This window comes from Desulfopila sp. IMCC35008, assembly GCF_010646885.2.
GTDB lineage: Bacteria > Desulfobacterota > Desulfobulbia > Desulfobulbales > Desulfocapsaceae > Desulfopila.
The window spans coordinates 555452-568524 of the sequence record NZ_CP050700.1; the positions used below are offsets into that span (position 1 = coordinate 555452).

The 13073-nt window shown below is 47.8% G+C and carries 23 protein-coding genes; all 23 read left to right on the forward strand.

Translation table 11 applies throughout. The features are described from left to right. Positions 1-11 precede the first annotated feature (11 nt). The 23 genes from rpsL (at position 12) to rpsE (ending at position 13065) form a co-directional block, all read left to right on the forward strand. Complete coding sequence (gene rpsL, locus GA520_RS02425) at positions 12-383, forward strand: 30S ribosomal protein S12 (protein ID WP_163339986.1); 372 nt, start codon at positions 12-14, stop codon at positions 381-383. Between the two features lie 29 nt (positions 384-412). Next, complete coding sequence (gene rpsG / locus GA520_RS02430; RefSeq protein ID WP_163339987.1) at positions 413-886, forward strand: 30S ribosomal protein S7; 474 nt, start codon at positions 413-415, stop codon at positions 884-886. 71 nt (positions 887-957) lie between these two features. After that, positions 958-3036 carry an elongation factor G gene (gene fusA, locus GA520_RS02435; protein WP_163339988.1) on the forward strand — a complete coding sequence of 693 codons (2079 nt, stop codon included), beginning with the start codon at positions 958-960 and terminating at the stop codon, positions 3034-3036. 24 nt (positions 3037-3060) lie between these two features. Then, positions 3061-4251, forward strand: a complete 1191-nt coding sequence (tuf, locus tag GA520_RS02440) for an elongation factor Tu (RefSeq protein ID WP_163339989.1) — start codon at positions 3061-3063, stop codon at positions 4249-4251. A 12-nt stretch (positions 4252-4263) separates the two neighbouring features. Then, on the forward strand, positions 4264-4575 hold the full coding sequence (rpsJ, locus tag GA520_RS02445) for a 30S ribosomal protein S10 (protein ID WP_205749380.1): 312 nt from the start codon (positions 4264-4266) through the stop codon (positions 4573-4575). A gap of 41 nt (positions 4576-4616) precedes the next feature. After that, the gene (gene rplC, locus GA520_RS02450) at positions 4617-5246 is read left to right on the forward strand and encodes a 50S ribosomal protein L3 (protein ID WP_163339991.1); all 630 of its coding nucleotides are present in this window, start codon (positions 4617-4619) and stop codon (positions 5244-5246) included. A 37-nt stretch (positions 5247-5283) separates the two neighbouring features. Beyond that, the gene (rplD, locus tag GA520_RS02455) at positions 5284-5907 is read left to right on the forward strand and encodes a 50S ribosomal protein L4 (protein WP_163339992.1); all 624 of its coding nucleotides are present in this window, start codon (positions 5284-5286) and stop codon (positions 5905-5907) included. Beyond that, entirely contained in the window at positions 5904-6191 is a 288-nt protein-coding gene (locus GA520_RS02460) for a 50S ribosomal protein L23 (RefSeq protein ID WP_163339993.1), read from the forward strand. The genes rplD and GA520_RS02460 overlap by 4 nt, the downstream gene beginning before the upstream one ends. A gap of 72 nt (positions 6192-6263) precedes the next feature. Then, positions 6264-7085: a 50S ribosomal protein L2 gene (gene rplB, locus GA520_RS02465; RefSeq protein ID WP_163339994.1), complete on the forward strand. Its 822-nt coding sequence runs from the start codon at positions 6264-6266 to the stop codon at positions 7083-7085. Positions 7086-7101: 16 nt separating this feature from the next. After that, the gene (gene rpsS, locus GA520_RS02470; RefSeq protein ID WP_163339995.1) at positions 7102-7377 is read left to right on the forward strand and encodes a 30S ribosomal protein S19; all 276 of its coding nucleotides are present in this window, start codon (positions 7102-7104) and stop codon (positions 7375-7377) included. A gap of 50 nt (positions 7378-7427) precedes the next feature. Beyond that, a complete protein-coding gene (rplV, locus tag GA520_RS02475) occupies positions 7428-7760 on the forward strand; it encodes a 50S ribosomal protein L22 (protein WP_163339996.1) in 333 nt (110 codons plus the stop codon). A 72-nt stretch (positions 7761-7832) separates the two neighbouring features. Next, positions 7833-8480 carry a 30S ribosomal protein S3 gene (rpsC, locus tag GA520_RS02480; protein WP_163339997.1) on the forward strand — a complete coding sequence of 216 codons (648 nt, stop codon included), beginning with the start codon at positions 7833-7835 and terminating at the stop codon, positions 8478-8480. Positions 8481-8528: 48 nt separating this feature from the next. After that, positions 8529-8945 (forward strand): 50S ribosomal protein L16, encoded by a 417-nt coding sequence (gene rplP / locus GA520_RS02485; protein WP_163339998.1) that lies wholly within the window; start codon positions 8529-8531, stop codon positions 8943-8945. Further along, the gene (gene rpmC, locus GA520_RS02490; protein WP_163339999.1) at positions 8942-9133 is read left to right on the forward strand and encodes a 50S ribosomal protein L29; all 192 of its coding nucleotides are present in this window, start codon (positions 8942-8944) and stop codon (positions 9131-9133) included. The genes rplP and rpmC overlap by 4 nt, the downstream gene beginning before the upstream one ends. A 70-nt stretch (positions 9134-9203) precedes the next feature. Beyond that, complete coding sequence (gene rpsQ, locus GA520_RS02495) at positions 9204-9464, forward strand: 30S ribosomal protein S17 (protein ID WP_163340000.1); 261 nt, start codon at positions 9204-9206, stop codon at positions 9462-9464. A 60-nt stretch (positions 9465-9524) separates the two neighbouring features. Next, on the forward strand, positions 9525-9893 hold the full coding sequence (gene rplN / locus GA520_RS02500) for a 50S ribosomal protein L14 (RefSeq protein ID WP_163340001.1): 369 nt from the start codon (positions 9525-9527) through the stop codon (positions 9891-9893). Between the two features lie 56 nt (positions 9894-9949). Then, a complete protein-coding gene (gene rplX, locus GA520_RS02505) occupies positions 9950-10285 on the forward strand; it encodes a 50S ribosomal protein L24 (RefSeq protein WP_163340002.1) in 336 nt (111 codons plus the stop codon). Positions 10286-10313: 28 nt separating this feature from the next. After that, positions 10314-10853: a 50S ribosomal protein L5 gene (gene rplE / locus GA520_RS02510; protein ID WP_163340003.1), complete on the forward strand. Its 540-nt coding sequence runs from the start codon at positions 10314-10316 to the stop codon at positions 10851-10853. Between the two features lie 61 nt (positions 10854-10914). Beyond that, positions 10915-11100, forward strand: coding sequence for a type Z 30S ribosomal protein S14 (locus tag GA520_RS02515; RefSeq protein WP_163340004.1), 186 nt, complete (start codon positions 10915-10917; stop codon positions 11098-11100). A 57-nt stretch (positions 11101-11157) separates the two neighbouring features. After that, a complete protein-coding gene (gene rpsH, locus GA520_RS02520) occupies positions 11158-11556 on the forward strand; it encodes a 30S ribosomal protein S8 (RefSeq protein ID WP_163340005.1) in 399 nt (132 codons plus the stop codon). A gap of 24 nt (positions 11557-11580) precedes the next feature. Then, positions 11581-12114 (forward strand): 50S ribosomal protein L6, encoded by a 534-nt coding sequence (gene rplF, locus GA520_RS02525; protein WP_163340006.1) that lies wholly within the window; start codon positions 11581-11583, stop codon positions 12112-12114. Positions 12115-12159: 45 nt separating this feature from the next. Next, the gene (gene rplR, locus GA520_RS02530) at positions 12160-12525 is read left to right on the forward strand and encodes a 50S ribosomal protein L18 (protein ID WP_163340007.1); all 366 of its coding nucleotides are present in this window, start codon (positions 12160-12162) and stop codon (positions 12523-12525) included. Between the two features lie 27 nt (positions 12526-12552). Then, positions 12553-13065 carry a 30S ribosomal protein S5 gene (gene rpsE, locus GA520_RS02535; RefSeq protein ID WP_163340008.1) on the forward strand — a complete coding sequence of 171 codons (513 nt, stop codon included), beginning with the start codon at positions 12553-12555 and terminating at the stop codon, positions 13063-13065. The last annotated feature ends 8 nt before the right edge of the window (positions 13066-13073 follow it).

Genomic DNA, 13073 nt, shown 5'->3' on the forward strand with positions numbered 1-13073 from the left:
CAGTAGACGCAATGCCAACTATTAACCAACTTGTCAGGCGCGGCAGGAAGAAGAGTGTTACGAAGACCAATACTCCCGCCCTTAAGGGGTCTCCCCAGAAAAGGGGCGTTTGTGTAAGGGTTTACACGACAACTCCCAAAAAACCAAACTCTGCATTGAGAAAGGTGGCCAGGGTTCGGCTTACTAACGGGATTGAGGTTACATCCTATATCCCAGGTATCGGTCATAACCTTCAGGAGCACTCAGTTGTCCTGATTCGCGGCGGCAGGGTGAAGGATCTTCCGGGTGTTCGGTATCATGTTGTTCGTGGTACTCTTGATAGTCTCGGTGTGTCTGACAGGCGTCAGGGCCGTTCTAAATATGGAGCAAAACGTCCTTCCTAGAGGGTGTACTCTGATGGAGAAAATGTGATATGTCTCGTAGAAAAGTAGCTAATCGGCGTCCTGTCGATCCGGATCCGAAGTTCAATAGCCTGCTGGTGAGTAAATTTACCAATGGCCTGATGGAGCGTGGTAAGAAGAGCCTTGCGCATCGTATATTTTATGATGCGATGGAGATTGTTGAGCAGAAAATCACCGAGGAAGATCCGTTGACCGTCTTTGAAGAGGCGATGGAGCACGTGCGTCCAAGAGTTGAGGTTAAGTCTCGCCGTGTTGGTGGTGCGACGTACCAGGTGCCGATGGAAGTGCGACAGACTCGACGTAACGCGCTTGCTATCAGGTGGATAATCGGGTTTGCAAAATCCCGCTCTGGTCGTTCAATGTCAGAAAAGCTGGCGGCCGAGCTTATGGATGCGTATAATAATCGTGGGGCGTCCGTGAAAAAGCGTGACGATACCCATCGTATGGCAGAAGCAAACAAGGCTTTTGCGCATTATCGCTGGTAGGAACAGGAAATAACTGGCGATGCCAGGGGTTGGCATCAGCACTAACTTGAACTTTACTTTGAGGGAGCGCGATGGCAACCCGAGCTGTATTGAGTGAAGTACGTAATATCGGTATCATGGCGCACATTGATGCCGGTAAGACCACGACCACAGAAAGAATTTTATACTATACTGGTCGATCCCATAAAATTGGGGAGGTTCATGACGGTAACGCTGTCATGGACTGGATGGAGCAGGAGCAGGAAAGAGGAATTACTATTACCTCTGCAGCGACAACCTGTTACTGGCGTGATCATAAAATAAACATTATCGATACTCCCGGGCATGTCGATTTCACTGTTGAGGTGGAACGGTCGCTTCGGGTGCTTGACGGTTCAGTAGCCGTTTTTTGTGCTGTCGGTGGTGTGGAGCCGCAGTCAGAGACAGTCTGGCGGCAGGCAGATAAATATAACATCCCGCGAATAGCGTTCATCAATAAGATGGACAGGGTCGGAGCGAATTTCGACAGATGCGTGGAGATGATAAAGGATAGGCTCGGGGCGAACCCTGTTCCGATCCAGATTCCAGTCGGTAATGAAGCCGACTTTGCCGGGGTTATAGACCTGGTGGAAGAGAAGATGCTCACCTTCGACGAGCACTCTCTCGGGCAGGATGTGAAAGCTGTAGATGTACCTGCCGAATACAACAACGATTTCACGGCCGCACGTATGGCACTCCTCGAGAAGTTGGCCGACTTCGATGAGGATGTCATGGAAAAATACTTAAATGATACCAAGGTATCTGCGACTGAGATCTACAGCGCTCTCAGAAAAGCAACGCTGGCACTCGATCTTGTGCCTGTGCTGTGTGGGAGTGCTTTTAAGAATAAGGGTGTGCAACCCCTGCTTGATGCGGTGATCGCTTATCTCCCTTCTCCTCTCGATGTCGAGTTGATAGAGGGTGAAGATAGAGATGGTGAGATCGTCAATCGCAAGCGAGACCCTGATGAGAAGTTTGCAGGTCTTGTGTTCAAGCTTATGTCCGATTCGTTTGTTGAGAACCTCGCTTTTATCCGTGTTTATTCGGGTAAGATCGCTCTTGGCGACAAGGTTTTTAACCCGGGCAAAAAAAAGCAGGAGAAGATCAGCAAGATCCTGAAAATGCACGCCAATAAGAGAGAGCAGGTGAAGGAACTCTCGGCCGGTGATATCGGGGCTCTGGTAGGTCTTAGGTTTACCACCACCGGCGACACGCTTTGTGAAAAGGGTGACTTCATTGTTCTTGAGAGCATGGAGTTTCCAGAGCCGGTTATCGGCGTTGCTATCGAGCCGTCGAGCAAGGCAGAAGAGGCAAAGCTTGAAGAGTCGCTTGGTAAGATCGCCCTTGAGGACCCGTCTTTTACCATAACGACGGACGCTGATACGGGGCAGACGATCATTTCAGGGATGGGAGAACTTCATCTTGAGATAATTGTGCACAGGCTGCTTCATGAGTTTAAGGTCGGTGCCAAGGTCGGTACCCCTCAGGTTGCCTACAAAGAGACAATTACTGTAGGGCAACGCTCAGAGGGTAAGTTTGATCAGTTGACCGGGGCGAAAGGGCAGTACGGTCACGTTATCATAGAGATTGAACCGCTGGAACGTGGAGCGGGTTTCGAGTTTGTCAATGAAGTTGACGAAAACACGATTCCGGCTCAGTTTCTCGGTGCTATAGAGAAGGGTATAAGGGACAGTCTTGATGCCGGTCCCCTTATTGGTTACCCTCTCACTGACATAAAGGTCAGGTTGGTTGGAGGTTCCTACCATGAGGAGGACTCAACTGACATGGCTTTTGGCGTTTCGGCCGGTATGGCCATTCGTCGAGCCTCTTCGGAGGCAGGACCGGCGTTGCTTGAACCGGTTATGGATCTGGTTGTTGTTACCCCTGAGGAATATATGGGGGATGCAATTGCGGATCTCAACAGCAAACGAGGCAAGATCGTTGGTGTCGAAGCAGAAGGTGTTCTGCAGAATATCAGCGCTAATGTGCCGCTTGCTGAGCTCTTTGGGTATTCGACTTCATTGAGGTCTGCGACCCAGGGAAGGGCAAATTTCACAATGCAATTTTTAGAGTATGATGTGGTACCTGCTGCAAAGGCAGAGGCAATTATTAAGAAAATCAGAGGGATTTAACGTCCGGATTATTGAGGAATCACTATGGCTAAGGAAAAATTTGAAAGGACTAAGCCGCATGTCAACGTCGGAACAGTAGGTCATATCGATCATGGTAAAACCACCCTGACCGCTGCAATTACAAGGGTTCTGTCCACCAAAGGCCAGGCTGACTTCACAGATTTCAGTGAAATTGACAAAGCACCAGAAGAAAAAGAACGTGGAATCACCATTGCCACTGCCCATGTAGAGTATGAAACAGACACTCGTCATTATGCTCACGTTGATTGTCCTGGTCATGCCGATTATATCAAGAACATGATAACTGGTGCTGCCCAGATGGATGGCGCAATACTCGTCGTAGCCGCGACAGATGGTGCTATGCCGCAAACCCGTGAGCACATTCTGCTCGCCCGCCAGGTCGGTGTACCCGCAATCGTCGTATTTCTAAACAAATGCGATATGGTTGACGATGAAGAGCTGATTGAGCTGGTGGAGATGGAGTTACGTGAGCTTTTAGACAAGTATGAATTCCCGGGAGATGACATCCCGTTCGTTCAGGGATCTGCATTGCTTGCTCTTGAAAATCCTGAGGATGAGGAGAAGGCCAAGTGTATCTGGGATTTGATGGCAGCAGTTGACTCTTACATTCCTGAGCCGGAGCGCGATATCGATCAGGCATTCCTGATGCCGATTGAGGATGTTTTCTCTATCTCTGGACGGGGTACCGTTGCCACCGGTCGTGTTGAACGCGGCATAGTCAGAGTTGGTGACGAGGTTGAGATAGTCGGTATCAAGGATACCCAGAAGACTACTTGTACAGGTGTGGAGATGTTTCGCAAGCTTCTCGACGAAGGTCAGGCCGGTGATAATATCGGTGCTTTGCTTCGTGGTGTGAAGCGTGAAGAAATTGAGCGTGGACAGGTTCTGTCAAAGCCGGGGTCTATTACCCCGCACACTAATTTCGAGGCCGAGTGCTACATTCTCGGTAAAGACGAGGGTGGACGTCATACACCATTTTTTAATGGATATCGTCCGCAGTTCTATTTCAGAACAACAGATGTTACAGGTATCGTTACATTGCCCGAGGGGACCGAAATGGTTATGCCTGGCGATAATGTCAGCGTTACCGCTGAGTTGATTACACCCATTGCCATGGATGAAGGGCTTCGTTTCGCTATTCGCGAAGGCGGTCGTACTGTCGGCGCTGGCGTTGTAAGCAAAATTAATAAATAAAGGTGAACGATGATACCTACAGAAAAAATTCGTATTCGTTTAAAAGCCTACGATCACAAGCTGCTTGATCAGTCAACCACCGAGATTGTGGAGACCGCGAGGCGCACCGGTTCAGCCGTTGCCGGCCCGATACCTCTGCCCACCTCGATAAATAAGTTCTGTGTTCTTCGTTCACCACATGTGGATAAGAAATCTCGGGAACAGTTTGAGATGAGAACCCATCGTCGTTTATTGGACATTCTTGAGCCGACCCAGCAGACCATTGATCTGCTGATGAAGCTTGAGCTCTCCGCAGGCGTCGATGTCGAAATTAAACTGCCGTAATTGGCGGTATAGCCAAGTAAATCGAAGCATCGGGTAATATTATGCCAAAGACAATGGGTATATTAGGAAAGAAAATCGGGATGACCCGCGTCTACAGTGAGCTGGGACAGGCGACCCCCGTTACCGTCGTTGAAGCCGGACCCTGCAAGGTGCTCCAGGTCAAGACAGTAGAAAAAGACGGATACAGTGCCATTCAGGTCGGTTTCGGTGCCAAAAAATCGCAACGGGTCAATAAACCAACTGCGGGCCATATGAAAAAGTCCGAATCTGAAGGGTTCTATCACATTCGTGAATTCCGCGTAACTGACGAAGCCGAATATGAGGTTGGTCAGGAAATTGGCCTCGGTTCTCTCTTCAACGCTGGAGATGTCGTGGACGTACAGGGAACCAGTAAAGGAAAAGGTTTCCAGGGTGTCGTTCGGCGCTACGGTTTCGCAGGTGGCGGTGATACTCACGGTTCAATGTTCCACAGAGCTCCGGGTTCAATTGGTTGTAGTGCCTGGCCGGGCCGCGTCGTTAAAGGAAAGAAAATGCCAGGCCGTATGGGTAACGATACTGTTCTGAAGAAGAATGTGCTGGTTATCGATGTACGCGCTGATGAGAATATCGTTCTGCTGAAAGGACCTGTACCAGGAGCCAAGAATGGTCTCCTGAAGATTTTTTCCAAATAATTGATATCGGATAAGAACCAGGTTCGAGGAGATAATAATGTCAACAGTTAATGTAATGAACACCAAGAATGAGAACGTTGGTCAGGTTGAACTGAACGACGACGTTTTCGGTCTTGAGGTGAAAGAGTACATCTTGCATGATGTTGTAAAGATGCAGCGTGCCGCTCGCCGTTCAGGTAATGCCTGTACCAAGACTCGTGTCGAGGTACGTGGCGGTGGAGCAAAGCCCTGGAGGCAAAAAGGAACAGGTCGTGCTCGTGCCGGTACCCGCAACTCGCCAATTTGGCGTGGTGGTGGAGTTACTTTTGGCCCGAAGCCACGTGATTATAGCTTTAAGCTGAATAAAAAAGTCAAGAAGCAGGCTGTGGCAATGGCCATGAGTGCACGCCTGCAGGAAGAAAATCTCATTGTTCTTGACGATTTTGGTATGGATGCTGTTAAGACCAAGGATTTTGTCGGTGTCATGAAGGCGCTCGATATCGAAAATGGTTTGATCGTTATCGACGGAGACGTCGAAAATCTGAAGTTATCCTCCAGAAACGTCGTTGGTTTCAAGGTGCTGCCTTCAGAGGGTCTGAATGTCTATGACATTCTTCTTCACAAGAAGCTGGTCCTGGTCAAACCTGTAATCGAGACCCTTGAGAAGAGGTTGATGGCATGAAAAATATCTACACCGTATTGAAGGGGCCCTGCCTCACTGAGAAGGCCGCCTTGTTACAGGAAGAAGACGGGAAAATCGTCTTTAAAGTACATCCCAAGGCGAACAAGATAGAGATCAAGAAGGCGGTTGAACAGATGTTCAACGTAAAAGTCAAAGACGTTCGTACCGCCAACATGCACGGAAAACAGAAAAGAGTCGGTCAGAAAGTGGGATTTACCAACGACTGGAAAAAGGCCTATGTCACTCTTTCTGAAGGTGAGATCAACTTTGCTGATGAGCTCTAATCCCTCGTGCACTAAATTCTGATTTGTAAAAGATTCTATCTAATTATTTAATGATGGAGCGATTGGGAAACCATGGCTATTAAGACATATAAACCAACATCAGCCGGTAAACGACACCAGGTATCCATTTCAAACCCTGATCTGTCGACAAAGAGACCGGAAAAGAGTCTGGTGACAAGTCTGTCCAAATCCGGCGGCAGAAACAACTACGGACGCATTACTTCCCGTCACATCGGTGGTGGGCACAAGCGTAAATATAGAATTATTGATTTTAAGCGTGAAAAAATCGATATCGATGCCAAAGTCATCGCTATTGAATACGATCCGAACAGATCGGCAAATATCGCCCTGCTCAGCTATCTTGACGGCGAGAAACGCTACATATTAAGCCCGGACGGAATCGCAGTAGGAGATACTGTTGTAGCCGGAGAGAGTGTGGATATTCAGCCAGGCAATTGTCTGCCGATGATTAATATTCCTCTTGGTACTGTAATCCACAATATTGAGATGAAAATCGGCAAAGGTGCACAGCTGGTTCGCAGTGCGGGCTCATCTGCACAGCTGATGGCCAAAGAAGGAGATTATGTTTTGGTTCGGCTGCCTTCCGGTGAAGTTCGTAAGTTTCACAAGAAGTGCCGTGCCTGCATCGGTTCTGTTGGAAATCGTGAGCATGAAAGCCAGAAACTCGGAAAAGCCGGTCGTACCAGATGGCAGGGGCGTCGTCCGAGCGTTCGTGGTGTTGCCATGAACCCGGTGGATCATCCGATGGGTGGTGGTGAAGGTAAGAGTTCGGGTGGTCGTCATCCATGTACTCCATGGGGCTATCCTACCAAAGGATACAAGACCCGTAAGAAGAAAACTTCAGACAAGTACATTGTCAAGAAGAGATCATAATATCAAGGAGTGAATAATGTCCCGTTCAATTAAAAAGGGTCCATTTATTGACGATCACCTGCTGAAAAAAATCGAGCAGGCCAATGAGAGTGGCTCCCGCAAGGTCATCAAGACATGGTCACGGCGTTCAGATATCAGTCCTGATATGGTAGGCCTCACCTTTGCCGTTCACAATGGAAAGAAATTTATCCCTGTCTTCGTCTCGGAGAACATGGTTGGTCACAAACTCGGTGAATTTTCACCGACTCGTACCTACTATGGTCATGCCAGCGACAAGAAAGGAAAGAAATAATATACCTTCTACGTTGACGTTTAACGTACGACTCATTGGGAGTACACAATATGGAAGCACGAGCCGTAGGGAAATACATTAGAATATCCCCGCAGAAGGCGCGTTTGGTTGCCGATGTAGTGAGAGGGATGAGTGTAGATCAGGCGATTACCACCCTTCGCTTCATGCCGAAGAAAGGCGCCGGTATCCTGCGCAAAGTAATCGAATCTGCAGTTGCAAATGCAACGCAGGACGACCAGGCCGATGTCGATAATCTTTATGTTAAGACTATCATGATCGACGGCGGGCCATCGCTGAAAAGAATTCGTCCCCGCGCTATGGGACGGGCAACCGGGATTATCAAGAGAACGAGTCACATTACCGTTGTTCTTGATGAAAACTAATCGTGTCGATGGCCGAGTGCGGCAGACACAAAATTACAAGAAGCTGAAATAAGCACTCTTTGGAGGATTGTTTTGGGCCAGAAGGTTAATCCATTAGGACTCAGACTTAATATCACCCGGACTTGGGACTCGATCTGGTACGCGGATAAGGAATACTCCACCTATCTTTTTGAAGATCAGGAAATCCGTAAGTTTTTGAAGAAAAGACTCAACCATGCAGGTCTCTCCAAGACCATCATCGAACGTACCGGTGAAAAGGTTCGTATTAAACTTTTTACTGCACGGCCTGGTATCGTCATCGGCAAGAAAGGATCAGAAATCGAGATACTGAAGAAAGATCTCGAAAAAATGGTCAATCGCAAGATCACCCTGGATATACAGGAAGTGCGACGTCCGGAAGCAGACGCCCAGTTGGTAGCGGAATCCATCGCTTCACAGCTTGTTCGACGTGTTGCTTTTCGTCGTGCTATGAAGAAAGCGGTCAACTCCGCACTTCGTTTTGGTGTACAGGGAATCAAGATTTCCTGCTCAGGCCGACTTGGTGGTGCAGAGATGTCACGTTGTGAATGGGTCCGTGAGGGGCGTGTCCCCCTGCATACACTTCGCGCAGACGTTGATTACGCACTTGCCGAGGCGAACACCACCTACGGAATTATTGGTGTGAAGGTCTGGATATTCAAAGGTGAGGTCTTAAGCGACGGTGAGACACCGGCTGCGTAGTCATCACGACACATAAATATATCCAAATCATTATCTGGAGTATAGAAGATGTTAAGTCCAAGAAAGGTTAAACATAGAAAAGTTTTCAAAGGCCGGTTACGAGGCAACGCGCAGCGTGGCTCCTCGATCTCCTTTGGAGAATATGCTCTCAAGGCGGTTACTGCAGGCAAAATGACAGCCCAGCAGATTGAAGCTGCTCGTATTACCATCAACAGGACCTTGAAGCGTGGCGGAAAGGTCTGGATCAGGGTCTTCCCGGATAAACCGGTCACAAAGAAGCCAGCTGAGACCAGGATGGGTAAAGGTAAAGGTAGTCCGGAGTATTGGGTAGCCCCAGTCAGGCCCGGAAGAATTTTATACGAGGTTTCCGGCGTAGATGAGAAGCTTGCCCAAAAGGCCCTTTCACTGGCCGGTAACAAGTTGCCGTTTGCTACCAAAGTGATCGCAAGGAGGAACACTTTATGAAAGCCGAAGACATTCGTAAAATGTCCGACGAAGAATTAATCAAAAAAGAGAAGGAACTGCGGGAGGAACTCGGTAATCTTACGTTCCAGCATCGTATTCGCCCTCTTGAGGATACTTCTCGTTTGAAGACAATTAGAAAAGATATTGCCAGGATTGAGACCATCAGAAACGAGGTTGCTGCAAAATAGGCCCTCTTCTTGAAAATTAAAAAAAGCATGGTTCCGACCTCGCATTACCACATCTTGAATTGATTACATTATGAGTGAAAATACAAAATCCAGAAAGACAAGAACTGGTTCTGTTGTGAGCAACAGAATGGAAAAAAGCGTTGTCGTCCGCGTCGAGCGCAAGGTTCGTCACAAGCTCTATGGGAAATATGTGAAGACCAGCGTTAAGTATCTGGCCGATGATCCTGAAAACAGCTGCAATATTGGTGACACTGTTCTAATCGAAGAGTGCCGTCCGTTGAGCAAGAGGAAGAGATGGCGGGTTAAAACAATACTGGAGCAGGCTGTTTAAGGATCCTCCTTTAGGGATAAAGGTGCAGATACCGCAACAGACGAGATATCAGGTGATAATATGATACAGACAGAATCTATTCTCAATGTCGCTGACAATTCAGGCGCCAAGAAAGTGATGTGTATTCGTGTCCTTGGCGGCACGAGAAGGCGTTATGCGAGCATTGGGGACGTAATAGTTGTTACAGTCAAGGAAGCAATTCCTCACGCCAAGGTTAAGAAAGGCGATGTTATGAAAGCCGTTATTGTCCGGACCGCTAAGGAACTTAAGCGTATGGATGATACCTGGGTCAAATTTGATGAGAACGCTGCGGTTATTCTCGGAACCAATGGAGAGCCTGTGGGCACTCGTATCTTCGGTCCGGTAGCGCGTGAGCTCCGTAATCAGGGATTCATGAAGATCATTTCCCTGGCACCGGAAGTACTCTAATCTCTGAAAATGTTTCTTACAGAGTGAGATTCATTGATTGAATAAAGGTAGATAAAATGAAACAGGGTAGAACATACCTGAAAAAAGAAGATCAGGTTGAAGTAATCGCTGGTAAAGATAAGGGTCGTGTCGGTAAGATCCTCAAGGTGCTGCCTGAGACTGACCAGGCGGTGGTTGAGCGTATCAACATGATTAAACGCCACACCAAGCCGACCGAGATGAATCAGCAGGGTCAGATTGTCGAGAGAGAGGCGCCTATTCATGTATCCAATCTTCAGCTTATCTGTCCTGAGTGTACGAAGACTGGCCGCATAGGAAAGAAGATTCTCGATGATGGTACCAAGGTTCGCTTCTGTAAGAGCTGCGGTGAATCCATCGAGTCAAAATCATAGCAAACAAGGCATACACCAGGAGTGATACATGGGTGCTCTTAAAGAATATTATATAGATGAGTGTGTACCCGCACTCAAAGAGGAATTCGGTTATAAGAATGCAATGCAGGTCCCTCAGGTAAAGAAAATTGTCCTGAATATGGGCCTCGGTGAAGCTGTTCAGAACCCGAAGATTGTAGAAGGTGCTGCAGATGAGCTCACTCGCATTGCTGGTCAGAAGGCCGTCGTAACCAAAGCCAAAAAGTCAATTGCAACATTTAAACTGCGTGAGGGAATGCCCATCGGTTGTAGGGTGACCCTGCGTGGGGAAAGGATGTACGATTTTCTTTCCAAACTAGTGAACATTGCCTTGCCACGTGTTCGTGACTTTCGCGGTCTTTCACCAAAGATGTTTGATGGACGGGGTAACTATTCCATGGGTATTAAGGAACAGATCATTTTCCCGGAAATTGACTACGACAAGATTGACAAGATCAAGGGTCTGAACATTACAATTGTTACTTCTGCCCCAACGGATGACGAGGCACGTTTTCTACTTAAGAAAATGGGAATGCCCTTCAAAAAATAACGGGCTGAAAAATCTTCACTTTAATAAAAGTGAGAGAACTAGAGATTAACTGGAGGACGGTTTGGCTAAGAAATCCATAATTGCAAAAGCACAACGTAAACCAAAGTTCGGGGTGCGGAAATATAACAGATGTCCGCTTTGCGGTCGCCCAAGGGCGTTCATCAGGAAATTCGGTATATGCCGTATATGTTTCCGTAAGCTGGCATCAAACGGTCAGATCACTGGTGTGACGAAGTCAAGCTGGTAACACCGACGACCTTGTTAGATTTCGTCGATTATTTATATTGAAGAAGGAGTGTTCGCTATGTCAATGAGCGATCCCCTGGCAGACATGCTGACCAGGATACGAAATGGAGTAATGGTAAAATTTGATACCGTTGAGATGCCTACCTCGAAGGTAAAGGTAGCTGTTGCCAAGGTCCTTAAAGACGAAGGTTACATCAACGATTATCAAGTTTCTGACGAAGGTGTTCAGGGAACGCTGACGCTTACCCTCAAATACGGTCCCAACAAAGAGGCTGTTATTACGGGAATCAAGAGGGTCAGTAAGCCCGGACTTCGCCAGTACGTAAAAGCAAATGCTATTCCCAAGGTACTTAACGGGCTTGGAATTGCAATTGTTTCAACATCAAAAGGTATTATCACGGATAAGTCTGCACGCGCACTTAACACCGGCGGCGAAATTATCTGTGAAGTCTGGTAATCAACACAGAGAACGGAGAAAGTTATGTCTCGTATAGGTAAACAGCCGATTCCTGTGCCCGCTGGAGTAAAGATTGACGTTAAAGGTCAGCACGTAGCGGTTACCGGATCAAAAGGCACTTTGGAACTCGATGTTCGTCCTGAGCTCGAAGTTGTTATGCAGGACAATGAAATTTTAGTCAATACCAGGGAAGAGAGCCGGAAGGTCAACGCTTTCCGCGGTTTGTTCCGCAGTCTTATTAATAATATGATTACCGGGGTCGTCGAGGGATTCAAGAAGATCCTGGTTATTGAGGGTGTCGGTTATAAGGCCGCTGTTGCTGGCTCCAAACTGACCCTGAATGTTGGATATTCCAACCCGGTTGATTTTACACTGCCCAAGGCTGTGTCAGCATCCGTGGATGGGTCAAAAATTACCCTTGAATCCATTGATAAAGAGCTTCTCGGTCTTACCGCCGCAAAAATTCGACAGATCCGTAAGCCTGAGCCATATAAAGGAAAAGGCATTCGGTATGAAGACGAGCATATCGTACGTAAAGTCGGTAAGGCTGGCGCATAATACATCATCCGCTTTGTGCGGTTAATTTTATAACGGAATAATATTATGGCTAAGACGAATCCCAGGACTGTTGCGAGAGCAAAGCGTGTCCGTCGAATTCGGAAAAAGATATCTGGAACCAGCGAACGGCCCCGTCTTAGAGTATTCAAGAGCAATAAGCACATTTATGCTCAACTCATCGACGATTCTGCGGGACGTACCCTGGCAACCATGTCCACGGTAGACAAAGAGTTTACCGCAGGAGAAGAGAAAGGAAAGAAGGCAGCGGCCAAAGCGGTCGGTGTGAAAATTGCCGAACGGGCAAAGGCTGCCGGTATTGAAGAGGTTGTATTTGACCGTGGTGGATACATCTACCACGGCAGAGTGAAATCCCTCTCGGAAGGCGCCCGGGAAGGCGGTCTTAAATTTTAACGATTACTGAAAAATTGGGGGTGTCCCTTGTCTGATTTCAAACGTTCCAAAGCAGAAAATACTGAGGAACTGATCGAGAAGATCGTCTTTATCAACAGGGTAGCTAAAGTTGTCAAAGGTGGTAGACGTTTCAGCTTTAGTGCCATAGTTGTTGTTGGCGATGGTAACGGAAAGGTAGGGTACGGACTTGGCAAGGCCAATCAGGTTCCTGAAGCAATCCGTAAAGGTGTGGAGAAGGCGCGTAAGGACATGAGTTCCGTATCGCTTACCGATATTTCCATTCCTCATGAAATTATTGGCCGATATGGTGCTGGAAAGGTTCTGTTGAAGCCGGCCTCAGCCGGTACCGGAGTTATCGCAGGTGGTCCTGTGAGGGCTGTCCTTGAGGCTGCAGGAGTAACCAATATACTTACCAAGTGCCTTGGTTCTCATAATCCGCACAATATGGTCAAAGCAACACTGGAAGGACTTCGTAGTCTTCGTTCTGCCCAGACCATTGCTGAACTGCGCGGAAAATCCGTAGAAGAAATAACCGCATAACGTGACGG